This is a genomic window from Shewanella psychropiezotolerans, from assembly GCF_007197555.1.
Lineage (GTDB): Bacteria > Pseudomonadota > Gammaproteobacteria > Enterobacterales > Shewanellaceae > Shewanella > Shewanella psychropiezotolerans.
Genome location: NZ_CP041614.1, coordinates 4,487,200 through 4,514,019 on the forward strand (window position 1 = coordinate 4,487,200; position 26,820 = coordinate 4,514,019).

Annotated in this window: 24 protein-coding genes; 10 read left to right on the plus strand and 14 right to left on the minus strand. The window is 44.8% G+C overall.

What is annotated here, in order from left to right; all coding sequences use genetic code 11:
• Positions 1-443: 443 nt before the first annotated feature.
• Both metA and FM037_RS19785 read right to left on the minus strand, forming a co-directional pair.
• The gene (gene metA, locus FM037_RS19780; protein WP_144047407.1) at positions 444-1,388 is read right to left on the minus strand and encodes a homoserine O-acetyltransferase MetA; all 945 of its coding nucleotides are present in this window, start codon (positions 1,386-1,388) and stop codon (positions 444-446) included.
• A 69-nt stretch (positions 1,389-1,457) separates the two neighbouring features.
• Positions 1,458-1,859 (minus strand): YbaY family lipoprotein, encoded by a 402-nt coding sequence (locus tag FM037_RS19785; protein WP_144047408.1) that lies wholly within the window; start codon positions 1,857-1,859, stop codon positions 1,458-1,460.
• A gap of 1,007 nt (positions 1,860-2,866) precedes the next feature.
• Here FM037_RS19785 and FM037_RS19790 point away from each other — a divergent pair.
• The 3 genes from FM037_RS19790 (at position 2,867) to FM037_RS19800 (ending at position 6,185) form a co-directional block, all read left to right on the plus strand.
• The gene (locus FM037_RS19790) at positions 2,867-3,631 is read left to right on the plus strand and encodes a nuclease-related domain-containing protein (protein ID WP_144047409.1); all 765 of its coding nucleotides are present in this window, start codon (positions 2,867-2,869) and stop codon (positions 3,629-3,631) included.
• Between the two features lie 328 nt (positions 3,632-3,959).
• Entirely contained in the window at positions 3,960-4,376 is a 417-nt protein-coding gene (locus FM037_RS19795; RefSeq protein WP_144047410.1) for a GNAT family N-acetyltransferase, read from the plus strand.
• 288 nt (positions 4,377-4,664) lie between these two features.
• Complete coding sequence (locus FM037_RS19800; RefSeq protein WP_144045111.1) at positions 4,665-6,185, plus strand: ISNCY family transposase; 1,521 nt, start codon at positions 4,665-4,667, stop codon at positions 6,183-6,185.
• 324 nt (positions 6,186-6,509) lie between these two features.
• Here the strand turns inward: FM037_RS19800 and FM037_RS19805 are convergent, their stop codons facing one another.
• On the minus strand, positions 6,510-6,917 hold the full coding sequence (locus tag FM037_RS19805; protein ID WP_144047411.1) for a hypothetical protein: 408 nt from the start codon (positions 6,915-6,917) through the stop codon (positions 6,510-6,512).
• A 183-nt stretch (positions 6,918-7,100) separates the two neighbouring features.
• Positions 7,101-7,298: a hypothetical protein gene (locus tag FM037_RS28605; protein ID WP_185976865.1), complete on the minus strand. Its 198-nt coding sequence runs from the start codon at positions 7,296-7,298 to the stop codon at positions 7,101-7,103.
• Between the two features lie 211 nt (positions 7,299-7,509).
• On the opposite strand from FM037_RS28605, the gene FM037_RS19815 reads away from it, so the two are divergent.
• Complete coding sequence (locus tag FM037_RS19815; RefSeq protein ID WP_144047413.1) at positions 7,510-8,277, plus strand: SDR family NAD(P)-dependent oxidoreductase; 768 nt, start codon at positions 7,510-7,512, stop codon at positions 8,275-8,277.
• Between the two features lie 126 nt (positions 8,278-8,403).
• On the opposite strand, the gene ompW is transcribed toward FM037_RS19815, so the two are convergent.
• From ompW to FM037_RS19845, 6 genes are all read right to left on the minus strand, one after another.
• Positions 8,404-9,048 (minus strand): outer membrane protein OmpW, encoded by a 645-nt coding sequence (gene ompW / locus FM037_RS19820; RefSeq protein WP_144049054.1) that lies wholly within the window; start codon positions 9,046-9,048, stop codon positions 8,404-8,406.
• Positions 9,049-9,357: 309 nt separating this feature from the next.
• Entirely contained in the window at positions 9,358-9,912 is a 555-nt protein-coding gene (locus FM037_RS19825) for a nucleotidyltransferase family protein (protein WP_229380947.1), read from the minus strand.
• Between the two features lie 69 nt (positions 9,913-9,981).
• Positions 9,982-12,192, minus strand: coding sequence for a hypothetical protein (locus tag FM037_RS19830; protein WP_144047414.1), 2,211 nt, complete (start codon positions 12,190-12,192; stop codon positions 9,982-9,984).
• Positions 12,193-12,387: 195 nt separating this feature from the next.
• A complete protein-coding gene (locus FM037_RS19835) occupies positions 12,388-12,783 on the minus strand; it encodes a YbaY family lipoprotein (protein ID WP_144047415.1) in 396 nt (131 codons plus the stop codon).
• A gap of 64 nt (positions 12,784-12,847) precedes the next feature.
• On the minus strand, positions 12,848-13,714 hold the full coding sequence (tesB, locus tag FM037_RS19840; protein WP_144047416.1) for an acyl-CoA thioesterase II: 867 nt from the start codon (positions 13,712-13,714) through the stop codon (positions 12,848-12,850).
• 195 nt (positions 13,715-13,909) lie between these two features.
• Positions 13,910-14,815 (minus strand): SDR family NAD(P)-dependent oxidoreductase, encoded by a 906-nt coding sequence (locus FM037_RS19845; RefSeq protein WP_144047417.1) that lies wholly within the window; start codon positions 14,813-14,815, stop codon positions 13,910-13,912.
• A 330-nt stretch (positions 14,816-15,145) separates the two neighbouring features.
• Here FM037_RS19845 and FM037_RS19850 point away from each other — a divergent pair, with 330 nt between their 5' ends.
• From FM037_RS19850 to FM037_RS19860, 3 genes are read left to right on the plus strand one after another with little or no spacing between them, the layout of a single operon-like run.
• Complete coding sequence (locus FM037_RS19850; protein WP_144047418.1) at positions 15,146-16,018, plus strand: 1,4-dihydroxy-2-naphthoate polyprenyltransferase; 873 nt, start codon at positions 15,146-15,148, stop codon at positions 16,016-16,018.
• Complete coding sequence (locus tag FM037_RS19855; protein WP_144047419.1) at positions 16,011-16,190, plus strand: hypothetical protein; 180 nt, start codon at positions 16,011-16,013, stop codon at positions 16,188-16,190. Before FM037_RS19850 ends, FM037_RS19855 begins: the two co-directional genes overlap by 8 nt.
• On the plus strand, positions 16,180-16,419 hold the full coding sequence (locus FM037_RS19860; protein ID WP_144047420.1) for a DUF3624 domain-containing protein: 240 nt from the start codon (positions 16,180-16,182) through the stop codon (positions 16,417-16,419). The genes FM037_RS19855 and FM037_RS19860 overlap by 11 nt, the downstream gene beginning before the upstream one ends.
• A gap of 10 nt (positions 16,420-16,429) precedes the next feature.
• Here FM037_RS19860 and FM037_RS19865 read toward each other — a convergent pair whose 3' ends face one another.
• A complete protein-coding gene (locus FM037_RS19865; RefSeq protein ID WP_144047421.1) occupies positions 16,430-17,806 on the minus strand; it encodes a leucine-rich repeat-containing protein kinase family protein in 1,377 nt (458 codons plus the stop codon).
• 82 nt (positions 17,807-17,888) lie between these two features.
• The gene (locus FM037_RS19870) at positions 17,889-18,320 is read right to left on the minus strand and encodes a GNAT family N-acetyltransferase (RefSeq protein WP_144047422.1); all 432 of its coding nucleotides are present in this window, start codon (positions 18,318-18,320) and stop codon (positions 17,889-17,891) included.
• 251 nt (positions 18,321-18,571) lie between these two features.
• Between FM037_RS19870 and FM037_RS19875 the strand changes: the two genes are divergently transcribed.
• Together FM037_RS19875 and FM037_RS19880 are read left to right on the plus strand one after the other, a co-directional pair.
• Positions 18,572-20,848, plus strand: a complete 2,277-nt coding sequence (locus FM037_RS19875; RefSeq protein WP_144047423.1) for a peptidase U32 family protein — start codon at positions 18,572-18,574, stop codon at positions 20,846-20,848.
• 175 nt (positions 20,849-21,023) lie between these two features.
• Positions 21,024-21,764 carry a glutathione S-transferase gene (locus FM037_RS19880; protein WP_144047424.1) on the plus strand — a complete coding sequence of 247 codons (741 nt, stop codon included), beginning with the start codon at positions 21,024-21,026 and terminating at the stop codon, positions 21,762-21,764.
• A gap of 853 nt (positions 21,765-22,617) precedes the next feature.
• Here the strand turns inward: FM037_RS19880 and FM037_RS19885 are convergent.
• On the minus strand, positions 22,618-22,917 hold the full coding sequence (locus FM037_RS19885; RefSeq protein WP_221937432.1) for a hypothetical protein: 300 nt from the start codon (positions 22,915-22,917) through the stop codon (positions 22,618-22,620).
• Between the two features lie 297 nt (positions 22,918-23,214).
• Between FM037_RS19885 and FM037_RS19890 the strand changes: the two genes are divergently transcribed.
• Positions 23,215-24,255, plus strand: coding sequence for a formylglycine-generating enzyme family protein (locus tag FM037_RS19890; protein ID WP_144047425.1), 1,041 nt, complete (start codon positions 23,215-23,217; stop codon positions 24,253-24,255).
• A gap of 9 nt (positions 24,256-24,264) precedes the next feature.
• Here the strand turns inward: FM037_RS19890 and FM037_RS19895 are convergent, their stop codons facing one another.
• Positions 24,265-26,814 (minus strand): LysM peptidoglycan-binding domain-containing protein, encoded by a 2,550-nt coding sequence (locus FM037_RS19895; RefSeq protein WP_144047426.1) that lies wholly within the window; start codon positions 26,812-26,814, stop codon positions 24,265-24,267.
• Positions 26,815-26,820: the final 6 nt, after the last annotated feature.

Sequence of the window (26,820 nt, forward strand, 5' to 3'; positions counted from 1 at the left end):
TCGAGGCAAGGTAAAAAACTCTACCTGAAGGAAGACAAGTGAGACAACAAAATAACAACATATCATTCACAAGTCGTATTCGTTCGCCCCTAGACCAATCCTTTAGTCTAGATGAGTGATTGACGAGATCGCAGAACCTGGCTGGAATGAAAATCGACGTTATTAAGCTAAGGTCTTAACAAACTGTTTCTTTTGATTTTAAAAAAATTAAGACGATGAACACGCATATAAATCAGCGTGTTTTATAGACAAGTCAGCCAGCACTTTAGACTGAGCCAAGTCGGGAAGTTATAGCCTTTACAACTAGAACAGGCTTAGGTGTAAACCTGATATTCCACAGTCCAGCGATTCAATCATGGTTGATCGCAGACAAAACAAAAGCCACCTAGGTAGCTTTTATGTTATTCAATTGATTCTTCAAAATACCCTTATAATTAGAAAGGTTACACTTCCTCCTCCCAGGGGGTGATGGCACTCATATCATCCAGATTATAGGGGGTTAACTGATATACATAATAGTTGAGCCAATTACTGACCAACAAGCTGCCATGTCCATGCCAGCGAGCGACAGGCTCCTGTTTAGGATCATTATTTCTAAAATAATTCTGTGGGGTTTCAGGCTCAAGCCCCTCGGCGAGATCCCGTAGGTACTCATCTTTAAGCGTCGCCTTCTGATACTCGGGATGACCCATCACAAACAGATTTCGGCTATTGGTACTGAGCACCATATAAGCCCCAGCCTCATCGGATTCCGTTAACACCTGCAGAGCGGGGTGGGCCTTAAGTTCATCAATATCCATCTGAGCAAACCGGGAATGTGGCGCTAAAAATTCATCATCGAAACCGCGTAACAGAGGGTAATGTTGACAGGTTCGCTGATGCAGGAAGACCCCTGAACGTTTAGACTTGAGCAGTTTTCTATTCAAGCCATACAGGTGATAGAGTGCCGCATGAGCCGCCCAACATAGAAAAAGCACAGAGGTAACATGGCGTTGAGACCAGTCGATAATTTCACGTATATGATCCCAATAGGTCACGTCTTCAAACTCGAGCTGCCCCAGAGGAGCCCCCGTGATGATCAGGCCATCGTAATTTTTATGGCTAACCGCCTCAAAATCCCGATAGAAATTATTCATATGATCGATAGAGGTATGCTTAGATTCTTTATCGTGGATCCGCAGCAAATCCACATCCACCTGTAGTGGTGTGTTCCCCAATAAGCGCAGTAACTGAGTCTCTGTCTCTATCTTATTGGGCATCAGATTCAAGATCAGCACTTTCATCGGACGAATGTCCTGATTCGCGGCTCGAGTCTCGGACATGACGAAAATGTTTTCTGACTCTAAAATACCTGCCGCGGGCAGATTATCGGGAATTTTAACCGGCATACAGCGCCTCATCCTCTATCGTTTGATTAACCAAGTAGTAGAAAAATGTGGCTAAATCAGTAATCCGGCTTAGCGACCCACTTTTTCTACCATGATAGACATAGGCACTGTTGAGCCTAAATCTATGTTGTACGCTTGAGTATTGATAAACATCAGCTTGTCATTGAGGCGAATGCTTGCTCCTATCGAGTAGGTATGACCCGCTTCAAATTGATCTCTGTTTATCAAAAAGTGAAACGGGGCAGGAGAAGTCACATCACTTCTCTCAATCTCAGCCATTACCACTGCAGGCACATCCATCAAGGACACATCTTTGACCTGGACCGTCAACACAGCATCTTGTGGCAAGGCGATGCGCTCCCTGTACCAAATCTCTCCCTGTATCTCGACAACCGCGTTGGGTGTTGCGCAGCCTACTAAAGTTGCAGCAGCCATGACCAAAGGTAAAACCAGTTTCAACCATTTTTTCATTGTATCTCTCCTAATCATACATTAAGACCTCTAGATGTCCATACGTCCATTGTAAAATGACTGGCTCAAATATTATTCTACTATGCGCTTAAAACTAAAGCAGACCACATACATTGGCATATTGTAACCATGGCCAGTTAAATTCCCACCAAGAGAGCAGGCTTCGAATTAAGCTGAATGAAATTTTCTGGTTTAGCTTTTGGCTGAGTGGGTATTGGGGAGTGTGTTTGAAGGTTTAGTCTTCATTGTAATCTATCGCCTGCAGCGTGCTTAAGTGCAGATACTTCTACGAAACGCCGCAAGCACATCCCTGTGGGCTCTGCCAAATCATCTGACCGCCACGGATGGTGGAAATGCCGAAAAATGTAGGGAACATTTTTGGCCCTGTTTTGGAAGCTCGTAGCCGCATCTACACCTGGCTGTTCTACAAGAATGGGGTCTCTTCGATTTAGCTTTATTACTAGGCTTCCTAGCTCACTTCTGCCCCAAAGTTAGCGAGCCTTCGAATGAAGACTGATTACATTTTTTGGTTTAGCTTCTAGCTGAATAGGAATTTGGGAGTGTGTTTTAAGGTCCCCTTTCATGGTTATCTATCGCCTGCAGCGTGCTTAAGTGCAGATACTTCTACGAAACGCCGTCAATCCGTCCATGGAAGCTCTACCAAAACATCCTTGTTTTGGAAGCTCGTAGCCGCATCTACACCTGGCTGTTCTACAAGAATGGGGTCTCTTCGATTTAGCTTTATTACTAGGCTTCCTAGCTCACTTCTGCCCCATTATCATACAGAGTAAATACTCATTCATACCTTATTCATATGCATTTGCCATACAAAATATTATCCGACTTCAACTCATCTAGAAATTATGCTTTACTGAGCAGTCTAATCTCCTAACACTGTCACTAACCCATTAATTGTAAATTGAAGTGATAAATAAAAGACAGCATTATTAGATGATTTAAAGTAGCCGTTAGCCGTCAAAGTCGAGTTAGTTGAACAAGGATGTTTCGTGGATATATTAGGTTTATTTTCAGGTGCTTTAGCTCAAGTGTGGTACATCATACCTTTACTATTTATCGTATCGATCTTTAAGAGTCGTTGGTTTAAAGGTGTGTTCGGCGAGTTTTTGGTAAATAAGATATTGTCACGGCTGCCTGAATCAAATTATACGTTGGTAAAAGATGTAACATTACCCACTGATGATGGTACAACTCAAATTGACCATGTTATTGTGTCTCAGTTTGGTCTTTTCGTCATCGAAACTAAAAACATGAAAGGCTGGATTTTTGGTTCAAAAAATCAAAAACAGTGGACACAAAAAATCTATCGTCACACCTCAAGATTCCAGAATCCTCTCCATCAAAATTATAAACACGTCAAAACCCTAGAATCATTGTTAGGCATAGATTCATCAAATTTACACTCAGTAATTGTTTTTATCGGTGATAGCACGTTCAAAACGGATATGCCTGAAAATGTTACTGATGCACGAGGGTGCTTGAATTACATAAAGCAATTCGTACAGCCTGTATTCTCAGAGACTGAGTACACTCAAATTATTGAAGTCCTCAATGACGTCAAGCTAAAGAGAGGCTTTGCTACAGACCTTAAACATCGGCAGCATGTTACTAAGTTGGTCGCATCGAAAGACAGCGTAAAGCAGTGCTCACGTTGTGGCTCCGTAATGGTTATGCGTGAAACAAAGCGTGGTGAAAATAAAGGTAGGCAGTTTTGGGGTTGTTCTGCATTTCCCAAATGTAGGTCTGTAGAATAATTCAACTAAAAAGTGTTTAAGGTTTCACGAGCCAGCCGAATCTGACCTGGCTCATCCCTGCCCCCTTTCGAGTTACAGGCGATGAGCAGGACAGAATAGTGACGAGCCAATTGAACTACTTTGGTTAATCAATAAGTGACAGTTACTGGCTACTTTAGGCTAGGCATCAATATTAATGCTCACTTTGCATTTTTTTGTGATCGTTTATTCAGTACAACTTTGTTAGAGTGTTTATAAATCAACACCTTCTCTAAGGTGAAGTTTAAATAATAGGTTTATGATATGAGCATGCGCACTATATAAATGCTAGCTGACTCAAGGGAAGTAAATGGAACTAACAACTACCACTCAGCCAAGGCAAGAAGACGACGACGAATTTGTTATCAATGCCACAAGAGCATATAACTCTCAGTTTGTCAGCGAAGAGTGGTCACCCGTATCTGTTTACATCCGAGATGATAACGAGGAGATTATTGCCGGTTTAACGGGCAAAATCTTCGGGAATTGGCTTAATGTTGAGTTCTTATGGGTCAGCGAAGAGCACCGTGGTAGGGATTTAGGCTCCAAAGTGTTGTCTGCTGCTGAAAGCAAGGCAATTGATAAAGGGTGTGTTGCGTCCACCTTAGACACATTCAGTTTTCAAGCTCTGGGATTTTACAGAAAGCAGGGCTATGAAATTGTTGGGTCACTTGATGGTTATTACGAAAATCATCAGCGTCACTATCTTCAGAAAAAGCTGGTGTAATCGGAGCTCGTTAGCTAACCAGGCGCCCCAGTTCAGGGGCGTTATCGTATATCCGAACGCTATACTTTTTCTAATGCCACTACTCATTTCTAGATTTTTAACTCTGACAAGCTTTTGTCCAAATTCGTGTTTAGGTATAAGCCGTCCCCGTGTGATCACCAAGGGACTTTGTCGTACCTTAACTACCAAGCGACTTTGTCGTTTTTAATAATTACCAAGGGAAATTGACGGATCTAACTTTTAGTAGTTCTCTGATTGCCACTGTGAGCTTTTCAGAGGTTACTAAGGATGATCATTATGGATTCTCAATCCCAACTTACTGTTGATGTGATTGCTAAGGTTGCTCAAGGCAAAATCAGCATTCTTAACGCCTCAAAACTGCTCAATAAGTCCCGTCGAACCATTGAACGCTATCTCAGTCGATACAAAAAAGATGGCATTCGTTTTGTTGTCCATGGCAATACGGGGAGAGCCCCTGCCAACAAGATCCCTGGCACATTGAAAAGACAAGTTCAGTCACTCATTAAAGAAAAATACTACGACTTCAACCTACAGCATTTGGCTGACATGTTAGAGGTGGTGGAAAGTATTCAAGTTAAGCGTGAGACTCTTCGCTCTTGGGCTCATGATATTCACCATGTGAAACGAGCGAAGCATCGCCGTTCAAAAGTGAGAAGAAGGCGTGAGCGGATGGAGTCTGCGGGATTAATGCTGCAAATGGATGGCAGTCCACACCTGTGGTTCGGTGATAATAAGTCTTGCTTAATCACCATTATCGACGATGCGACCAGCGATATTCATGCCGAGTTCTTCCCGTCCGAGACCACCGTTGGTTGTATGAAGGTCATGAAAGCCTATATCAAGAAGCGAGGGCTGTTTAAGACGCTTTACGTCGATAGAGCGGGCATCTTTGGTGGACCGAAGCGTTGTAACTTCTCACAAATGCAAAGGGCCTGTAAGGAGCTTGGGATAGAGATTATTTTTGCTAACTCTCCTCAAGGTAAAGGGCGGGTTGAACGAGCGTTCGATACCTTCCAAGACCGCTTGGTTCCTGAGCTTCGTCTGGCAGAAATAGCGGATATGGACAGTGCCAATGATTACCTTCAAAACGTTTTCATTCCAGATTACTGGTTGCCGAAACTTACCGTCAACGCAAAGAATATCCGCTCAGAATTCAAACCCGTTCCTAAGTATATCGACCTTGATGCGATCTGCATCCAAAAGGAATATAGAAAAATCCGGCGCGATCATACCTTCAGTTTCAGCAACACCATGTACACGATAGACTCCCCCTTAAGGCATTCAATCGTGAACCAGAAAGTTGAAATACGAAAGCAGTTAGATGGCGACTTCGCCGCTTATTTTGCCGATCGTAAGCTCGCCATCTCTGAAATCAAGGAGCCGAGCAAGCTCACGGAATATGGAGAGGAAGTGCAGAGAAAACTCGATGCCATCAAACTTGCAGAAGCGCTAGGTAACTTATCTGAAGCGGCTCGGATCAGTGGTTGCTCTAGGGAAAGTATCTACAATAATCGACGGCTGCTTGAAACTCAGGGACCTCTGGCGCTCAAAAGGATGTATGGCATCCCTCGTCATACCAATCGTATAGACCAAGATACTGAGGATAAAATCATCACCTTAACGTTAGAAAAACCCCACCTGACCCAAATCCATATCAGCGGTGAAATGATGAAAAGGTACAATATATCAATCAGTCACTCTACAATCAGAAACATCTGGGTAAGAGAAAAACTGAATACTAAGGTGTTACGGATCGAGCGTGCAGAGGCATTAGAAAAAACACCTTAGTGAAAGTGATATTAATGGACTAATATCGATAGTGTAAAACGACAAAGTCCCACGGTAATTAATCCGTCAGTCTCCCTCGGTAATCACAGTATAAGCCGTCCCCGTTAAAAATAATTCTCAATAAGGATTATTATCAGTAAAACTAAACTTGCTCACTATTGTGTATTGTTTTTAGTATCTGTGGTTTCTTGCTCAAACTGGAGGGCTAGGCTGGCCCTATGTTGATCGAGTCTATCAAGGCTTGCTTGGTAGCTGTCAAATGAGGGCATTCCTGAACAGAGAGTAATTTTCCCTATGGGATTGAAGATATACTGACTAATGGTATCAATCGATAGGCTGATTTGGCAGTCTTTCTGGGGCTTTGAGCCCAAGAGAATCACTGCGTAGCGGTTGGCTGTATCTTGGTGGGAGCATCAGAAACTCGACGGCCTGTATTGCTATGTCTGTGTTGCTATCGACGACTTGAGTGGCCTCAGTTATCTTAGTGAAGTAATGCCACTCACCCAATTTGGCATTGTTTAGCGATAACACTTGAGGTGACATGGGCAGTTGCCAGATTTCAGGTATAGCGACGGCCTCTTGTTCTAGCGCTAACTGATTAATAATTATTTCGCCAAGTTTCATATTTACCGACATAGCGCCAGCGCTGGCCACCTTACTGCTCAATATATGAGTGTTTACAGATAACCTTTGCCAAAACATCATATCTTGCTCGATAGCTTGAGCGGTCAAGCTCGGCGCTGTGCTATTTTTATTTTGATAAACATTGAGAAGATAGAGTTTCTGTGCGGCTAGCAGGCTTCGAAATGGCAGGGAATTGATAAAGGCGTTGTAATGGGTGCTGTCTTGCCAGTTACTAATATCGAGTAGCTGTTGATACCGTTCAATTAGCCATAGGTTTTCAATTAAAAGCGCTTAAAGCTTGTTCTCCTGCTTTAAGCTGGCTGTACAAGCCATCAAAAAATCATCTTGGCTCAGGCTGTTTTCTAGTGGTAATTTAGGTGGCTCATAACTTGTAGTTTGCTTAGCATTAGCTTTTTCCATAACGGTTAGGCTTTGCAGTTGTTGCAGACGCTTTAGCCCTTCTGTTATCGGAGAGTCCTCCTTGGGCACATCAAATCCCAATGCAAAAACATAAGCATTGTTATTGAGGTTGTTGAGGTTGTTGAGGATGGAAGTAAAAGCAAAACGCTTGAGGCTAAAAGATAATTTGCAACTTGTTAGCTGACAATATACCTCTCGCTTCACAGCGATAAGTCATTAGCCTTGTCCTCCTACTGATATCTTCCTATCATGGGCTACCCAAATTAAGTCGAATAGCCTAATGACCAAAGCAACTGCCATTATCGTGGGGGCGAACTCCCTTCTGAGCCGTGAAATTGCCAAACAACTTGCGAGTCAAGGTGTTGAACTTGCCCTACTGGCACAAGACCCGGATTCACTGCAAGAGTTTGTCGACTCGCTTCCTACTCAGACACATGTCTTCCCACTCGAAATCACATCACCGCAGAAGATCATCGCCACTCTCGAACAAGTCTGGGAAAAGCTAGGCGGCGCGCATTTAGTCATAGTGAATACCGGCTTAAACAGTTATGACCCACAACTCCCCTGGCTGCCAGAGCAAGATATCATCACAGTCAATGTTCAGGGCTACGCGGCTATCTGCAACACAGCATTTAAGCTATTTAGAGATCAAGGCTATGGCCAACTCGCGGCAATCAATTCCATTGCCGGCCTACGTGGTGGCCCGAGTGTGGCTTATCATGCTTCTAAAGCCTTCGCCAGCAACTACTTAGATGGCTTAAGTATGCATGCCCAAAGGCTGAAACTGCCAATTACTATTACTGATATTCAGCTAGGTTTACTCGATAAGGCCGCGATGCAGCAGAGCCGTTTATGGTTATCCCCACCCGATGAGGTGGCTAGGCAAATCATTAAGGCGATGCAAAAGGCGAAACGTAAGGTCTATGTGACTAAGCGTTGGCTTCTGGTGGCCTGGTTGACTAAGCTATTGCCTGAATTTATCTACAATACGCGTCACTGGCGTACTAAAGCGGAGCGCCTCGCGGCCAAAGCCGAAGGCAAGAAATAAGTCGATAACTGCTCTCGTAATAAGCAGTGAAAGCAAAAAAACAAAGGAGCCAATTGGCTCCTTTGTTATTATTTACGAAGCAGGTTTTACTAAACTTGCTTTACGAATCTTTTTTACGAAACGAGTTTAGAAGGTATAACCTACGCTGACCATATAAACCCAAGGGTCGATATCGGTTTCGATAGTCGTCGGCGAACCGCCAAGATTGAACTTCACGTCGGTACTGATTTGTGCGTACCAGACAGAGGCATTCACTAGCCAGTTCTTATTCACTTGATAGTCGATGCCAACCTGAGCGGCTAGCCCCCACGAACTGCTCATACTCAGATCCGATAACGCCCCACCCAGATCATTGGTGAATTCATTGTCGTAGAAGTTAGTGAAGTTAACTCCGCCGCCTATGTAAGGACGTAACTTGGACTCAGCATTCCCAAAATAGTATTGGACTACTAAGGTAGGCGGTAGCTGCTTAGTTTCGGCTATCTTACCTTCACCAGGCAGAGAAATATCGTGACTGAATGGTGTCGCCGCTAACAACTCAATGCCTATGTTATCGGTCAACATATAGCCGAAGTTAAGCCCTAATTGAGTATTACTGCTCACGCCGAATTCACCGAAGTCCGCTACCTGCTCACTAGAATCGTTCGGTGCGACAACGGCAACACCGGCACGAATGATAATGTCACCAGCTTGATGAGCCGAAACAGAAGCTGTAAAACCTGTAGCCAGTAGGGCGGCCGCGATTAATCCGGAAATGATATTTTTTTTCATCATACTACTCCATTAATACAAGACTAATTGTCGTTTTTATTATCATGCTTATTACATTTGTCGGCATCCTGCCAGATCTAAACCTGTAACAAGTTGATCCAAATCAATAAGCAAGCTAGATACCTACTTATAAGTACCCCAAGGTGACATGCATCACACTTTAATAACAAACATTGAAGATGCACCTTATAATTTAATGACTTAGATCTCACTGCTCACAAAGTCCTAGTGTATTCACTAGGACGTAGTAAAAATTAGGCTACAGACAGATAAAGTGAAGGTTAACCAAAAGAAACACAGTGGGAGGGATCAGGCTAATTGTAGTTTAGGGTATCGAGTTAACCAGGCTTTCTGGTCTTTTCTTGCATTGAATAGTGACAGCTCACGCTTAGGATTATGGGTGAGCTTTAAGTCAAACAGGCTTTCAAATCCAAAGGGGGCAACAAAATCGAAGCGATGATCTTGTCGCGATACATGAATACCAATCGCCGTCTCACATTCTGGCCAGAATGACATGGCATGTTCACAGCTAGTGTAAGGTGCATCACAGTTTCGAATATGCATTCTCGCTTGATTCTTAACCGACCAGGGCAGATGAGGCGCCCATGACTCTAGCTGCTTTTCATAGGCTTTCTCTCGACTCTCACTGAGATCATCCGCATCGAAGTAGATGAGGTCGATATCATTAAGAAGATGGCTCGACGCCCCATGTAACCTATCCCATACCAGATCGCGCACAAACCCAGCAGCTAATAACCATTGAGGCAGATTGAGCTTAATTGCAAACTCTATGGCTTCCATCCTGACTGAATCCTGTTGCAGCCATTGCTCGATCTCATATTGCCTTGTCGACCTTGAATTCACTTTTTGTCCAAGTTAAGAAACTGATGATAAATACTAATCTATACCCGATATGAAACCTAGAAGACTGGGCTATAGTTTGACAGTAAAAGGCGCTATGCCATCCCAAACAAAGGATTGCTCCAGATTGCCATTACGCAAAATATCAACAGTAAACGCTTTCTCCTGTCGGTGAACCTCAATATCGAAGGGCCCGTTAAAAGCGTATATTTTCCGTAATGCCATTTTATCCCAATGCTCAGGCAGACGCGGGGCGAGCAGAAACTCATTGAATCCCATAGGCTCTATGCCGAATAAACCTTCAACAACCACCCTGGCATATAGACCACTTTCTGCCGATAAGTGACGTTGCTCTCCCTCAGGCCAAGCCTCTACAGCATAAGGAACGTGTTCCCCAGTCAATCGCTTGTAACTGTAGTGCTCAAAGTAGGGCCAAACCCGCTCAAGTTCACCGACTTTCATTAAGGCTCTAAATCCATACAGGGTAGAACGGTCCCAGAATGTCTTATCACCTTCTTCAGTCAGCAAGCCATCTATCGTCCATAATTTGTCAGACAATAATGCATCGATCGTCCCCTGCTTATTCGCATCGAAACCGAAGGCTAATGGCAATGCAATCCAGGCCCTGAGCTTATTGTTGCCCTCAAAATATCGGTAAGTCTGATAGCCGCTGATTTCAGCTGAAAAATATTTGATAATTGCAGATTTTAACTGCTTGGCTTCTTCCAACAGGCCCTCAGAAGATTCACCTAACGCAGATTTGAGTCGAGCGGCTCGTATTAGACCGCCATAAGCCAAGACATTGGTGCTTAAATTTGCATTACCAGCTGGAAAGCGCCCCTCAAGCTCATCGCTATCACTGGCGATCACCCCACTCTCTATTCGCTGTCGACGGTTATATTCAAGACACCAATCGATGAGGGGCATTAACTGCTTAGCCGCTGTGGCATCGCCTAGGGATAGCGAAAAATCACTGGCCCCATAGGCAATCATGGCGCAATCTCCACGATCACCAGCCCCGTTCCAAAAACCTTTCCCTTCGGCGATGATAGAAGATGGCAATGGCTTATAATCTGAATTCATGTAACGAGCAAACCAGCTAAAACTATTTAAGGCCGACTCAACGCCTCGCTTATCGCCTAAGTAAGGGAAGAATGGATTCACATACTCGGCTTGATCATTAGCCCAAATGGCGGCGTAATAACGCGTACCACCTGGGCCGTGAGCTAAACCGCCTCGAGTGGAAAAAATTGATTCTGTGGCTCTGAATTTTGCAAACTCAAACATCTGGTTAATCTTGGGATCTGGAGTCTCAAGTTTAAGTGCGCTGCGCCAAGCTTCTACTTGTAGTGCTCTTTGCTCAAGTGCTCGTGCAGGTTCGATATAGATCATTTCATCGGCTAACTTGGCACTGTATACAATAAAGTGCTCCACAATGTCTCCGGCAGAAAGCCGCCTATTTAGCTCATCTGCATCAACAGATATCTGGTAGCTGCCATATTCACCTTGACTCGCTAAAGTGGTCTCCAATTCTCTCAATGGGGTTAATCGCAAACCCAGAACATCTGAACCTTGGTTTTCAAACTGCCAACGCTCAATCAATGCGGGTTCACTTGGGTGAACAGAAATGGTTCGGGTTAACTTGAGGTCTGTGCTCAGCATCTGTACTAAGGTCAACTGGCCATCAAACATCACATCCTTGAGGCCGCCGTGTGTGACTCGCTCCTCATCGATATAAATATCGGGTGCGACTTGGCTTGAAAAATTGCGAATCAAACTGGCATGGGTATCGTTTGGCAGCGTGCGCAACATGGGCCAGACTAAGGTTTTTTCGAGCACCAAGTTGCCATCTGTTCCCAAGCCATAATCAATAACCGCGGAGACTTGCAATCCACTCATCTCTAGCTGATCTTGATGTGGTGAATTCACAGACCAGTGAATGCCGTTATCAGTAAGCTGCCAAAATTGATTAAACGTCGCTATCTTTGCCGGGATCTGTACCTCTTCGACCTTAGCTATTTTGGCATCGTTAGTGGATATATCCTTCTCATCAGTGCAGCCAGCAATCAAGAACAGTATTATCCCGGAGACAAGCAGTAACAATGCCTGGATATCCTGATGAGTGGCCTTGGACTTTCCCCCACATAAGAGACCAGTCTGGCTATTCGGTTCATTGCAGTTAGACCGCTCAGAGCTGTTATTTAGCTCAAGGCTATTGTCTGGCTCAGGGCTGCTCATTAGTTCGAAATTTTTAATAATTTGATGGCTACCAATAAATCGCACAAGACACTCCATGTGAAAAGGTTAACACCAGCTTATTGCATACAATATTCACAATCAAGTAACATTGCTTGAAAATAGCTAATCTAAATAATTACCCTCATCATCTAACTTCCCATCTAACGTCCCAAATGTCAGCCACAAAAAAGGGGCCTTAAGCCCCCTTTAATTCAATGATGTATTAATGAACTAAGTTAACTACCTAACCGCCTTCATCAATACTTCCGTAGTGTATTTACCATTGCTAATAATTGGGAATCTATCATAAGTCTGAAAAATAACCTGATTTTGATACAGGATCATAGCAACGACCCCGTAGTTTATATTTTCTTCTACCGTTTCAGCCGGTAAAATAAATTTAAACGGCACCGGCGCTCTGGCAATATCGAAACTTTTCTGCGCTACTATTGCACCAGGAGTGTCCATATCTATGATGGCGATGGTGATCTTGCTCCCCTGGGGCAGATTAATCTTCTCCAAATATCCAGCAGCACCATTAATGATAATCGGCGGCTCTGCCTCTACTGTCACGCAGGCCGAAAGCGATAGGACACAAACCAATAATATTATGGTTCTTTTCAACATTACCAACATTATAAAACCCTTATTTCAACAAACGGCCCAATTGAGCCATCAATATTTCCCTGTCTCGCCTGCGCTATTTTGGCGAAACCATGCGCATTAAACCTTCTTGCGTCGCAGATGCCACTAGCTCACCTTTCTGATTGAAAAACTGCCCTTTAACAAAGCCTCTGCCACCGCTGGCGCTCGGGCTCTCTATGCTATAAAGCAGCCAGTCATTCAGATCCAGTGGTCGATGGAACCACATAGAATGGTCGATCGTCGCCATACGCATGCCAGGAGTCAGAAAGGAGACCCCGTGAGGCTGCGCTGCCGTGACCAGAAAGTTGAAATCCGACGCATAAGCCAACAAATATTCGTTGACCGAAAAGTCTGTTGGCACTTGGCCATTGGCCCTGATCCACACATAGCGTTTAGGCTCTGTGATTGTCGATACCATAGGATTACAGGCATCGACCAGACGCATCTCAATCGGTGCATCTGCCATAAATTTTTCCAACATTTTAGGTGGCACTTTATCTTGAAGTGCCATGGCCAGTTCCTGCTGGTTCAGTAAACCCTCAGGGCCAGGTACATTAGGCATTTTATCTTGATGATCAAGCCCCTGTTCAAACTCTTGAAATGAACAGGTCATGTAGAAGATAGGCCGACCTTTCTGAATCGCCTTGACTCTTCTTGCACTGAAACTCCCACCATCACGCATGACTTCAACATCATAAACGATAGGCAGTTTCTCATCACCGGCACGAAGAAAATAGGAATGCAAAGAGTGGACCTGACGTGATGCCGAAACAGTCTGTTTGGCTGCGCTTAAAGCCTGCCCCATCACTTGACCACCGAAGACATGGCCGAAGCCTAAATCTTGACTCTGACCTCGAAATAGCCCCTCTTCGATTCGCTCTAAAGAGAGTAAAGATAATAGATCATTTAATACCTGACTCACTGCATGCCTCACACACCTAATCAACAGCCACACAGCTTAACTCACATAATGGTCTTCAAGCCAGAGTTTTACTGAGTGAGGAGGGGGAAAGCCGCCCTAGTGACACACAAGCTAGATACAGCTTATCCGTTCATTCTTAGAGCTTAGAGAGTCTGACACCAAACTAAGCAAAAGATTCCTGTCATAGACAAGTTTTCATTCAATTGTAATATGACGCTCGCCTGCTCCTCTCTTGGCCCAGGCGAGTATTTGATCCTCACCACTTCGGTGTAAGTTAACTGGCTGCGCCTGATATATCTGCTGCCAACTATCTTGTATCGCCTCAGGCTTACATGCCTCGGCAGGTAAATAACAAGACTTGAACTCGGTAAATTGACCGTGACTGACACTCCCTGCCGCTGTGAGTAAATGCTGACCCGTAGGCGCTTCTGCACCGCAGAGGAACATCATGCTCGCCGTGATTGATGATTTAGAGAAAAGCGGCTTTACCGAAGATGCGAGTCGATTTGCTGTCATTGGAGTCAGGGCGTGGGGCGTTAAGGTGTTGACCTTAATATTGTGATCAACTCCTTCGAGGTAGAGGCTGTTAACTAAACCTATCAAGCCCATCTTGCTGGCACTGTATGAGGTTTCATGCATATCGCCATACAAACCACTGGCCGCACTGATCATTACCACCCTGCCATAGCCTTGCCGCTTCATCTGCGGCCATATCGCCTTGGTCATGTAGAAGCTACCATTAAGATCGGTATTTAACTGATGCTGCCACATATCGACAGTTAGATTATCAAAGTCGCAGGGAGCATGAATTCCAGCATTATTGACTAGAATATCGATACGCCCCCAGTGACTAATGATCTCCGCCACGGCCTGTTTGACGCCGGCGAAGTCGCTGACATCTAAGTTAAATAGCATAGATTGCTCACCCAGCGCTAGCACGGCTTGATGGCTGCTCTCTAACCCAGAGCTGACTCCAGTCTTATCAATACCAGAGTCAATCAATGCCACCTTGGCACCACGCTCGGCTAAAGCAAGGGCATAGGCTCGACCTAAACCCGATCCCGCTCCCGTTATCACAGCGACCCTATTATCAAAACGCATCGATACTTTTCCTCAATGAATAGCCTCTAAACGAACTGTAAACATGGATAAATTAAGCATGTAAATCAGTGTAAAACTATGACTCCTTCGGCTGAACCGTCTTACCCAGCTAACTTGTCAAGTTTAAGTATAGAAGCATATCTATTGGGTCATTTCTTTGAAGCCGATAACAAAATCCGATTCCTTTTAAACATTTATCCTTAATCTTGATATTTAAGCCGAGTCACGTTCAATAAGGCGATCGCTTAGAGTCCTTCATCTTGATATGATATGACCATTAATAGCCAGTGGGCATCTGCATATAGATGCTCCCCCATAAGAATCGAATAAATGAACCCTTGGATTTTGGCCATAAGGCCTCGTACACTGCCGGCGGCAATTGGGCCTCTCTTGGTAGGAAACATATTAGCCCTCAAATTAGATCAGTTCAGCTTGTTAATCGCCTGTACATCTATGCTTTGCGCTATCTTGTTACAAATTGCAGTTAACTTGGCTAATGATTACTTTGACTTTAAGAGTGGTGTCGATACCGAAGAACGTTTAGGACCGGTGCGGGTGACCCAAAGTGGCTTGCTTACACCAGAAAAAGTCCGCAACGCCATGGTGCTTAGCTTGATACTGGCGCTTATCGTTGGCTCATATCTCATCTACCATGGAGGTTGGCCCATTGCGCTGCTTGCGATTGCCGCCATTTGCGGTGCTCTTGGCTATAGCGGAGGTCCATACCCGCTGGCATCTCACGGTTTAGGTGAAGTGGCGGCCTTTGTCTTTTTCGGTTTAGTGGCCGTGGTTGGCAGTTATTTTCTACAAGCAGGTGAAACCAGCACAGCGGCCTGGATATTAGGCAGTGCAATAGGCTGCTTAAATGCGGCGATAATGCTGGTAAATAACACCCGGGATATTGAAACTGACGCCAAAGCGGGTAAGCAAACCTTGGCCGTTCGTATGGGGGTAGGTCAAGCAAGAGTAGTCTATCAAGCCTTGGTTTACTTACCTTTCGCGCTTATTATTGGCAGCTTCTTTCTCGGTTTTCTACCTGGCACCCCTGTCCTACTCGCGGGTTTTTCATTGATATTAGCGCGTAAACTAAGCAGTGATTTTAGTGTGACTTCAGGAGAGGCGTTAAACCCGTTACTCGGCCGCACCGCTAAGCTCACCATGATTTTCAGTGCCTTGTTTAGTATTGGATTATTCTTTGTCTAAGAGTCATGCTGACGAATATCTGCTGAATAGAGGCGCTTTATGCGCCGCTAAGCTCACTATGATTTTCAGTGGCTTGTTTAGTATTAAGAGTCATGCTGACGAATATCTGCTAGATAGTGGCGCGTTAAGCGCCGCTAAGCTTAGAAGTAGGATTGTGATATATGACCTGTAACAGCTGCGAATCATCAATTTTCAGGCAAAAACTGGGTCGCTGTAAGGCTTGTATGTGGCAACTGGCAATATTGTCAGTTATAGCCTGGCCCTTGTGGTGGTTTCTCTATAGCGAACGAGTTTCTCATGTCGAGTCCATTGCCCTACTGTTTTTTTGTATCAGCTTCACAGGGCTTTTGCTGCTTCACCTCTTGGTGCTTGGTTATCGTTCACTTACACACAAAACTTAAACTCTCTACTTTAATGCAAGGCTTCACTCACAAGTTCCAAAACCGCTGATTGTAACTTGTCGCTAATCTCGAAGAATCTGGGACGAAGTGCAAATTCATCATGTAAGCAGCTGTCTCTCATTTGCAATAACACAGACAAAAGCGCTTGCTTGCCCGATATCTCAGCATCATCACTTAAGTGTTTCGCATTCACTGACAAGAGATCGTCCACTAGGCAGCCAAAGGCTCTGACCTCTATGGCTTGCATCGCTTCTCTTTGTAGCTGAGGTAGGACAGATAGATCCGACGAGGCACCGAAATCACCAAATAGCATCTCGGCATCAGCATTAATCATGGTGTTATGGGCATAAAGATCCCCATGGCTCACAGCTTGACTGTGCAGATGTGTCATCGTCGCCGCCATCTGTAGCACGACTTTTGCGATTTGTGACACGCTAAACTGAGTCCCGGACTCGAAGGTGTCTCGCGTACAAGTCACCAGAGATGGTGGTAAACCTAAGTTAAAGAAACTCGGCGGGATCAATTCCATCACCAGACCCAGATGCTCTTTTTCGTTTATCTGAGAGATGACTTTAATAAGGTTAAGATGCTCGCCCGCCTGCAAACAACAGGCGAGTTCATCGGCAGGATAACCATCACTGGTGACCTCCCCCTTAAACAGTTTTATCGCAATCAATTCTGGCGTGCCAAGTAACCTGACGGGTTGACGATTCCACTTGCCCTTATAGATGACGCCGGATGCTCCTTCGCCAAGTTGCTCGGCTAAGTCGATATCTGTCATCTTGACCGTGAGCATCTCTGGTACAGCTAAGGATATTTTATCCATGGAACTAAGCTTATTACCATCAAATGCAAGCCAAGCAAGTTTTGGCAATTGCAGTAACCAATCGGGCAAATGAGTAAGCTGGTTTGCAGATAAACGTACTAGCTCTAGATTTTTACAATTGGCCATCGACTCAGGCAGCGACGAGAGACGATTCCCTGCCAGAGCGAGTTTCTGTAGGCGATACAGTAGCCCCATGGAATTAGGCAGAGTCTCGATTTTATTATCAGTTAAAATCAACCAGCGAGTCTGCACTGGCAACGCATCTTCATCGACAGTGCGAATCTTATTCGCTTTAAAGCCTATCATCTCAAGCTTAGGGCAATCGCCTAACACCTTAGGCAAGGTTTCAAACTGATTGTTTGAGAGAAACAGGATCCTGAGCTGAGTCAGCCGACCCAAATCATCGGGCAAACTGGATAAGCAATTATTAGAGAGATCCAACACTTCCAATGTGTCAGCTAAATCGAAGATCTCCTTGGGGAATTCAGTTAGGTTTTCGGCTAACTGTAAACGTATCGTCAATGTTAACTGTCCATTTTTAAGTGCTGCTAATGTTTGCAAACCTGATCACTCTACTTAATGCTGAAAATAGCGCGACATGATATAGCATATCTTCATCTTGAGAAAGGGATGAAAAATGCACTTACCGATCCACCAGTTCCTTCTTCAACCAGCATCGACTATGCCCTTTCGGATAATCTGCTAACTCACCAAACACCGAATAACCAAGGCTCTTGTAAAAATCCACAGCCTGAAAGGTAAAACTAGTTAGGTGAGAGTGAGTGCACTCGAGAGCAATTGCTTTATCTTCAATCGTCTCTAGCAATTTCTTACCGAAACCTTGCCCTCGCAATGACTCACTCACCCAGAGTGAATCAATCCACAGCCAGCCCCAATTATCACAATTACCTTGTACCCCGCCCAATATTTCTCCCTGCTCATCACGCAATAAGAAACACAGTTCATATCGACCCGTTTTGCCCACTTTGGCGCTAATGGCTTTCTCTATCCCGTCCCACAATATTTGCTGTTCATCTTGTGTGAGCGTTTCTTGAAAGTGTATCTCGTGGTTCATGGGTAACTTGCCTTTTGTTACTTTCTTGAAATTGAACCTAATCATTCAAGCTTGGAAAATCAAATAACAAAGAGAAACATGACGATAATTCAACTTAATAGCCTGATGCAGTTAATAAATCAGGAGAAAAATCGCCATTAGTGCTCAGCTAAGTAATCCATCGAAACCTAATGTATGGCATTACTTACGGGATGCGGGTAAAATCGCCCCTCAAAAAATGATAATCGAATAATTGAGTGAGTTAGTCTGGGATGAGTAGAAAAATTGAGTTGTTAGCGCCTGGCGGTGACGTTGAAGCAATAAAAGCCGCTATTGTTGCCGGTGCCAACGCCGTCTATTGTGGCTTAGACACATTTAATGCCCGTAATCGTGCCGCCAACCTTTCATTTGATGATCTCTGTGGCATCTTAAGGCTCGCTCATCAGTATGAATGTGAAGTGTTCCTGACTCTGAACGTGGTGATATTGGAGCATGAACTACCGGCACTATTTAAGTTACTGAATCAATTAGTCAACACCAGCTTAGATGGCATCATAGTTCAAGATCTCGGTCTGTTTAACCTGGTTAAGAAGCACTTCCCGACTCTAGACATTCACGCCTCGACTCAGCTAACCACACATAATGAAGGCCAGATACACTTCCTCAGCAGAATCGGTGCTTCACGCGTCAACCTATCACGAGAAATGAACTTAGGTGAGATAAAGTCACTCACGGCTCTGGCCCATGAACATGATATGTTGACCGAGGTCTTTGTTCACGGCTCCCTTTGTATCGCCTTCTCGGGCCAATGTTATTCGAGCTCAGTCAGCGTCGGTAATTCAGGTAACCGAGGCCGTTGCAGTCAGGCTTGTCGAGATGAGTACGAAGAAACGGCTGCGGGCAATAAATATCCTTTAAATCTAAAAGACAATTCAGCCTATTTTGACTTACCAGAGTTAGTCGATGCTCAGGTCGACTCACTTAAGATTGAAGGCCGCATCAAGGGTGCACACTATGTCTACACAGTAGTCGATAGCTGGCGCAAGCAGATCAACCAGTTTGTTGATACCGGTAAGTTACTCGAAGATGACACTAACCTGTACAAGGTCTTTAACCGTGATTTTACCAACTCATTCTTGAAGGGTAATCTCACTAAAGATATGTTTATCGATAACCCTCGAGATAACAGTGTTAACCATGCGGTAGAGAAACAAAACGCCATCTCAGTGGTGCAGATCCAAGCAGTAAAGCAAACACTCAAAACCGATAAAAATGAGCTGGGTGCCAGCCTTGAAGATAAGATCAAATATCTTAATATCGACAAGATGCTCCTCAATTTAAGTTTCACGGGTCAGTTAGATCAACCGTTCTCCATACAGGCAAGAGTCGAGACCATTTCGAATCAGGTCGAACAAGACAATCAAATTCAAACATTCTCAATTCAATCGGATTCCGTACTGCGTGCCTCGGATAAATCGCCATTAGACGCAGAGGCACTGGAGAAACGCTTCAGAAGTTTCAATAACGCCGATTATGTCATACAGGATTATGACTTCTGTGAATTGTCTACTGGCCTGAGCATTCCATTTAAAGAGCTGACGGCGCTAAAAAATAAGCTAGCCTTTCTACTCAATAACTCGGTGGATGTGATCCCACCCGTCGAGCTACCAAAACTTCAACAGCATGCCAAAGTAAACGAAAAACCAGGCCTCTCTTTGTTGATTTGTGATGAGAAAGATGCCCACCTCGGCGATGTTACCGATGCGGACATCTACTTTAAGTTGCCCGAGAGTTTTAAGAAAAACTGCGATAAATATATCGAGCTATTGCAGCGTAACCCGAGATTCATCCCTTGGTTTCCGGCGGTATTGATCGGTAAAGACTATATCGAAGCCGTGAGAATTCTTGAAGAAGTTAAGCCCGCACGTATCGTCAGCAATAACACCGGCGTTGCCTATAAAGCGTTCGAGATGGGCATCGAGTGGATAGCAGGACCGTTTTTAAATACCACTAACTCCTATGCCCTTAGTACCCTTCAGGAAGACTTGAACTGTGCTGGCGCCTTTATCTCTAACGAGATTAATCGTATGCAGATAAGGAACTTGAAACGTCCGGCAGGGTTTAAATTGCTTTACAGCATCTATCATCCCATTTTGATGATGACCAGCCGCCAATGTTTTTTCCAGCAGACTGTAGGCTGTAACAAGCCGAGTATCGAAGATGGCTGCATGCTCAAATGTGAGAAAGCCACCACGATAACCAATGTCAAAGGGATCTCATTTGCCGTCGATAAGCAAAAAGGCGGTTACCCGAGCATCTATAACGACGAACAGTTCTTAAACTTGGATGTGATCAATGACTACTCTAGCCTGTTCGATGAGTTCTTTATCGACTTGACCGATATCGGCTCAGGCTCTAAAGCCAAGCTGGATAAGGTTCAGCTTATTGAACATTTTGAAAGCCTGCTACTAGGCAGTGAAGACGCTAAGGTTCAGCTAGATACCATGGTGACCGTATCGACTCATGCTCAATACAGACAAGGTCTGTAACCGATTAATATCATAATTTAGAATAAAGTAGGAAGAGCAACCTATCTGTATTTATCAAGATAGGCTGCTCTTTCTTTGATAAGCCAGTTTCCTCATTCCCTCTGCACCTATACACTTATTCGCCTATAATCGACCTAAATATTTACCGATTAGTATTAAAGAGCCGATAATACCCATGAGCCAGCTCCCTTTACCTACCCTATATTCACTGCAGCACTGCCCCTATGCCATGCGAGCCCGCTTAGGCTTGTTACTTGCTAAGCAAAAGGTGATGCTCAAAGCCGTAGTCACTAAAAATAAATCCCAGGAGATGCTAGCTTTCTCCCCCAAGGGCACGGTACCCGTGCTGGTACTTGAGGATGTGATAGAGGATCGCGGTACGAGTGTGAGTGGAATCGAGGTTAAGGTTAAGGTTGAGGCCGAGAGCGCAAACAAAAGAAAACCGCCAAGGATCATAGATGAAAGTGTCGATATCATGCTTTGGGCACTGAATATAAACGACCCCGATGATCTGCTGTTGAGCCAAACACCTGAAGCGCTACCCATCATGCTCGAATTTATCAGCTATAACGATAAAGTATTCAAGCCGTTACTCGAGCAATATAAAGATGCCAAACGCTACCATAAAGACACCGAAGCCGATTTGAGAACAGAGTGCGAGTCATTTATACAAGCCTTAGAGCTACGCCTGTCACAACATCAATACCTAATGGGCGACAACCTAAGTTTACTTGATTTTGCACTACTGCCCTTCGTGCGTCAGTTCGCTCGAGTCGACCGTCATTGGTATTTGCAATCTCCCTACCCCTTACTTAGACAGTGGTTAAAAGACCATTTAAACCGGCCGTTGTTTTCCAGAATGATGAAAAAGTTTCCGCTCTATTCAGAGACTGGAGAAGCGTATCCTTTTGGTTAAAAAATATGTAGCTCGCCTGATTGATGTTCCATGTAAAGTGCTATGCAATACCAATTCCATTAAATTTATAATCAATTCAGAGCTCTCTCAGGGCTTTAAATTCAAGGCGCATTGTTGAAGAAATGGTTATTTCCTTTTGAGGCAATGCAACGCAGAAGTGGAAGTCCTGAGAAGCTCACGTAGTACGGCTGATGTTTAAAGCAAAGGGAAAAACACTTTATGCTGCGTAAGTGGCTCTCGATATACGACTGCATGGATGCTGGAGGTAGAGCAACGCAGGAGCTTGTTGCCGAGAATAACTATTAGCTTCAATCCCCTTACTTGCCTACAGCGTTTTTAACTCCCGCTGAATGATCACTTACTTAATGGAACTGGTATTAGATACAGCAATGCACATACCGACCAGCTAATATAAGCTATTCCTATCAATTGATCGTCTGTAGAGGCATACTGATATAGTTATGCATTAACCTCTAGCTTGAATAAAGGTCACTGCGTAACCTCAGCCTTAGGTTGGCTCAAACTAACTTTAGGTTTAAGAGTTTACCTCAAAAGGAAAGTATTATGAGTAAAGGTCAAGACAGTAAAAAAAATGTCAAAAAGAAACCACTTTTAACAGCAAAAGAGAAGAAAGCAGCAAAGGCTGCGAAGAAAAGTTCAAGCAATTCTCTAGCTCATTAAGCACTAGATGGCCATCAATATTTTTCGATGGCCTTATTTTTACTCGTCAAAAAATCAACTAAAGAATTCATTCTTAATAGACTGCAAGCACCTAATCTTCTTAATAAATACAGGAAATTCTCTTCAGAAGAATCCTTCAGAAAATTTATTTTTCAGGAGAAAGCCGCATAAATCAGTCGATGACGGCCTTAGTCGCCTTCTTCATCACACTGTCATGTTTTTTCGGTTTGGCCATATCCACCGCTTTACCCGCAACGCCCTCATCAGGTAACGCTTCATTCACCGCTTTAGTCGTAGCGTCTTTAGCCGTTTCGGCAGGAGAGCATCGACCTTTAACGCCGACAGTGGCATTTGCAACTGCACTTTTGGCGGCTTTCTCAGGAGTACAATCCGGATTAACGATTCCAGCACTGGCTAACTGAGAAAAACTCAACATTACACCCACTAATACCCATTTACATACCTTGTCCATCACAACACCTCGAATACGAAAATAAATTGAACCGAATATCATATTAGCACCGGGCCTTACGGCTCTCAATAAAGAGACTTTAATAAAGAGATCTCAAAACCAAGATATCCGGCTCAGACTTTCATTAAGGTCAAAGCCGAAGTCAAAACCTAAGTCAAATCTGCGCTCACGAATCTGACCCTCTAATGTTTCCAGCTGGTATTTCTCAAGCTGATTTAGCTGAGTTAAATTTGATTTATTTCTTTGGTAAATGACTGAATGAGTTTAAAATAACCAAAAATATTAAGGATGATACTCATGAGATTTTATCGGTTAAATTCATTGACTCTGGGCCTAATGACCAGCTTGTTCTTAACAGCTTGTGGCGCTGGTGATTTGAATCCCCCCCTCATCACCAGTAGCTCAGTGCCAGATGATGATATCAAGGCCATTTCAGCCAAGATAGAAGCCAGTTATCCCAAGATGGATAAACAGCTTAAGCTGCAAATATTAGATGTGGCGGTTAAATCCATGGAAGACATGGTGTGGATTGAAGGCGGCAGTTTCATAATGGGCGATATTCGAACCCCTTGTGACATTATCGATAAAGGTCGCATGGACTGGACCCCTGAGGCAACATGTTATAGCAACTTCATCTCCAGAAAAAATGGCGCAATTTATCAGCACAAGGTCACACTGGATAGCTATTCATTGGCCAAATATGAAACCACACATTATGGGGCCGATGCATATCGTTTAGCCCATGGCATAGAGCTTGCTCGTGCCGAAGCTCGTGTATTGTATGAGGGATTAACTCAACGAATTAAAAATGATCCCTCGCCAACGAAACGCTGGCAAGAAGCCAAAAACTACTGCCTCTGGCTGGGCGATCTCACTGGCTACAAGTTTGACTTACCTACCGAAGCCCAATGGGAGTATGCGGCGCGCAACCGCGGAAAAAATATCTACTACGCCACCAACAATGGTTATGTGCAGCGCGTCAATGGCACTTATTATGCACCTGAGTTAGGCCGCCATGTCGACATCCTCCCCGAGGAGGTCAATTACGGCTCAGGATTTGACGAGGTCGGTAGCTGGCCGGCTAACCCATTGGGCATTCACGACCTGTCCGGCAACATGGAGGAATGGGTTAATGACTGGTTCTCGGCGGATTATTACCAACACTCACCAGAAGATAATCCTCAGGGGCCGGAAACAGGCACCGATAAAGTGGTCAGAGGAGGCCAAGGTCTGGTCGTCACCACCCGCGCCTTCAGCCCAATAGATCCAATTGATAGTAAATATACTTTAACAGGTTTTCGCTGCGCAGTGCAGCAAAGCACTCCTGTGATTGAATAATATTACCCTTTACACATAATATGTATCTCCCGGCTGATATCCGTGTAGCCGGGCTATTTGCTGGCCGATTTGTTTTTTGTTAGGACTATTTCTATCACGCATCTCACTTCGGCTGCGCACTTGGTACACTTTAGGTAATTGAGGTGCGCTGCTGGCTTGAACATTGGCGCATCTTAGCGCAGCTAAGGCATCGAGCCAGACATTAAAGTCATGCTGTTGGTGTCTATCTAAGATGGCATTGATGCGGTTTAAGTTCGCAAATAAGGCTTTATCTCCCGATACCTTAGTGCCTCTGACATTCATGCAGCCTAAGCTTTCTTCGAACTTACGCCAACTCTTGATGCTAGTGCTCAGCAAGAGATAGATGGCCATTTCCTGTTGCTGCTCCCAGTTAAACCAGAAGGTTGTCACTAGGGTGTTGAGTAGCATGCCGATAGTTTCCGGTGGTAACAAACGTGGAGGTATGCCGGCGTAATGTTCCTGATTAATTATCCGCTCGGCAACCCGCAAAGCCTCGGCTTCCTGATACTGTTGCGATTCCCAATAGCGAACTCTCTCACGCCACCAACCATCAATAGCAGTCGCTCCTGACATCACCGCTTGTTGCAAATAGAACTTGGGATTTTTGACCAGTGCGTTTGTTTCATCCAGTAGCTTTTGCGGCACAGCGAACGCATAGTAACTGGCACGTTGCAAATATTCATATGCTAGAGGGTCAATATTATCGAGCACGTGATAATCCACCACCTCGAGTGCGCCCCATATCACCTTGACGAGTTCCCAGAGTTTTTCAAAATCCACGGTAGTACCAAATCCGCCACTGCCACCAGGGCCCCAGACTAGACGGCCCGAGCAATAGAAGTAAAACTGCCCAGATTCCAGAGCCAATTGAAACTCGCCGCCAATCCCAGCACCAAAGGAAATGTTACCCTCGGCCTTAATTTCAGCCAGGGCACTGAAATTGGTGGTAGCAATATCATCGGGTGATTGCCATTCGAGTGCACCTGCAACCTGGCCGCCCGCTTGTACTCCAGCAAAACCTTCCGCTTTTACCCCGAGGCCACCTGTCGCATTGGTGGGGGCAAGCTGAGTATTGGCTGATAATAAAATCCCAGCCCCCGATGCCTGCTCTTGATTACTGAGTTTTGCCTCACCATTGACAATCACTCCCGCAAAACAGCTCAAGGTCACGCCGACAGAGGCGCGAAAGCAACCAAAGGAATAGAGTGCGGTTTGTTTGTTACTGTCGAGATAAGCCAAGGTTAAGGCATAGCCTTTCTCATAGGGCATAAAATACTTGCCTTCCACCTTGCCTTCGGCCAAAGAGAAAGTGGCATCACCGCCGATACCAATATCCACTTTTCCTTCACTGGGTTCAAAACTGGTCTTAACGCTGGCTTGAGCCGAAAATCGCAGCAACTGCGCTTCTGCGCTAACTGCAAAGCGGGTATCCCCATCCTCATTTACCCACAACTTTTTAGTACCTTTCCACTCCTTCCATTTCCAGCCAGGGTGTGCCCACTTCTTGATATTGCCTTCTAACTTACCCAACATGCCATTGCTTTTATCTTTGACCAGGCCCTCACGTATATCCTCAAACATCGCCTGCTGTATGCCAGCTACATCACGATTAGCTATCAACTGACGTAATCGGGTCTGAGTCGGATTTGTTCGCCAAAATCGTCTTTCACGCTCAAGAAACTCCGCGCGGATATACACCAATCGATTTTCACTCACCAACATGATTTCGATGATGCCTCTCTGGCTAGGGCGGGAACTGAGCTGTCCACTCACGTTACCGAGGTTATCGAAGTTAACGCCTTGCTTAGCTGAGCTTTCAGGTGAAGGTTTACTGGGCACTTGCGCGATGAGTTTTTCTATCTCTGTATCGATACTCTTGAGTCGCCGGCTCCGCAGCGTTGCCATCGATGACTCTGAGAAAAAGGGCACATAATCAGCAAGCAACTGACGCGTACGACGTAACTCGGTAATTTTTGCCACCAGGTACTGTTTATTTTGTGGCTGAATAGCTGAAGACTGGGTTGCCCCCTTACTTGACTCAACACCAATGGCCCCGGCGTGCACCGCTTTAGCGACCCAAGCCTGTTTTCGGCTCAGATGTTGTTCAACATCGGCTTCGCTGGCTTCTTTGTTATCGGGCGCTTTATCTAATACTGCTCGGTAATCTTCAATGAGCTTGTCCATAGTGGAAATTTCTTGCTTGAGCAAGGTCTGGGCATGCTCATCAAGGACGTAATAACCATCAGGCTCACCACCGGTTAGAAATAATACATCGCAAGCATCCATCCCCTTACAAGCAGGTTTGCCCATTACACAACCAGGCTCTACAGGACGCACTGGCTCAACCGGTTCAATGGTCAGCTCAGGCTCCGCCGGCTCAAAGGTGCTCGGCAGTGTTACGAGCTCGCCAGGATAAATGACGTCTGGGTTTAATTGATATTGCGGGTTTAACGCTAACAGCTCAGGAAAGGCAATATTTTGCTCAATGGCGATGCCTAATAGGGTATCGCCCTGTTTAACGGTATAGGTGGTAGTCATAATGAG

Excerpts from the sequence above, each read along its gene's own strand:
- metA (WP_144047407.1), bottom strand. The coding sequence starts at position 1,388 with ATGCCGGTTAAAATTCCCGATAATCTGCCCGCGGCAGGTATTTTAGAG.
- FM037_RS19785 (WP_144047408.1), bottom strand. The coding sequence starts at position 1,859 with ATGAAAAAATGGTTGAAACTGGTTTTACCTTTGGTCATGGCTGCTGCA.
- FM037_RS19795 (WP_144047410.1), top strand. The coding sequence starts at position 3,960 with ATGGAACTAACAACTACCACTCAGCCAAGGCAAGAAGACGACGACGAA.
- FM037_RS19800 (WP_144045111.1), top strand. The coding sequence starts at position 4,665 with ATGATCATTATGGATTCTCAATCCCAACTTACTGTTGATGTGATTGCT.
- FM037_RS19815 (WP_144047413.1), top strand. The coding sequence starts at position 7,510 with ATGACCAAAGCAACTGCCATTATCGTGGGGGCGAACTCCCTTCTGAGC.
- ompW (WP_144049054.1), bottom strand. The coding sequence starts at position 9,048 with ATGAAAAAAAATATCATTTCCGGATTAATCGCGGCCGCCCTACTGGCT.
- FM037_RS19835 (WP_144047415.1), bottom strand. The coding sequence starts at position 12,783 with ATGTTGGTAATGTTGAAAAGAACCATAATATTATTGGTTTGTGTCCTA.
- FM037_RS19845 (WP_144047417.1), bottom strand. The coding sequence starts at position 14,815 with ATGCGTTTTGATAATAGGGTCGCTGTGATAACGGGAGCGGGATCGGGT.
- FM037_RS19850 (WP_144047418.1), top strand. The coding sequence starts at position 15,146 with ATGAACCCTTGGATTTTGGCCATAAGGCCTCGTACACTGCCGGCGGCA.
- FM037_RS19860 (WP_144047420.1), top strand. The coding sequence starts at position 16,180 with ATGACCTGTAACAGCTGCGAATCATCAATTTTCAGGCAAAAACTGGGT.
- FM037_RS19870 (WP_144047422.1), bottom strand. The coding sequence starts at position 18,320 with ATGAACCACGAGATACACTTTCAAGAAACGCTCACACAAGATGAACAG.
- FM037_RS19875 (WP_144047423.1), top strand. The coding sequence starts at position 18,572 with ATGAGTAGAAAAATTGAGTTGTTAGCGCCTGGCGGTGACGTTGAAGCA.
- FM037_RS19880 (WP_144047424.1), top strand. The coding sequence starts at position 21,024 with ATGAGCCAGCTCCCTTTACCTACCCTATATTCACTGCAGCACTGCCCC.
- FM037_RS19885 (WP_221937432.1), bottom strand. The coding sequence starts at position 22,917 with ATGGACAAGGTATGTAAATGGGTATTAGTGGGTGTAATGTTGAGTTTT.
- FM037_RS19890 (WP_144047425.1), top strand. The coding sequence starts at position 23,215 with ATGAGATTTTATCGGTTAAATTCATTGACTCTGGGCCTAATGACCAGC.
- FM037_RS19895 (WP_144047426.1), bottom strand. The coding sequence starts at position 26,814 with ATGACTACCACCTATACCGTTAAACAGGGCGATACCCTATTAGGCATC.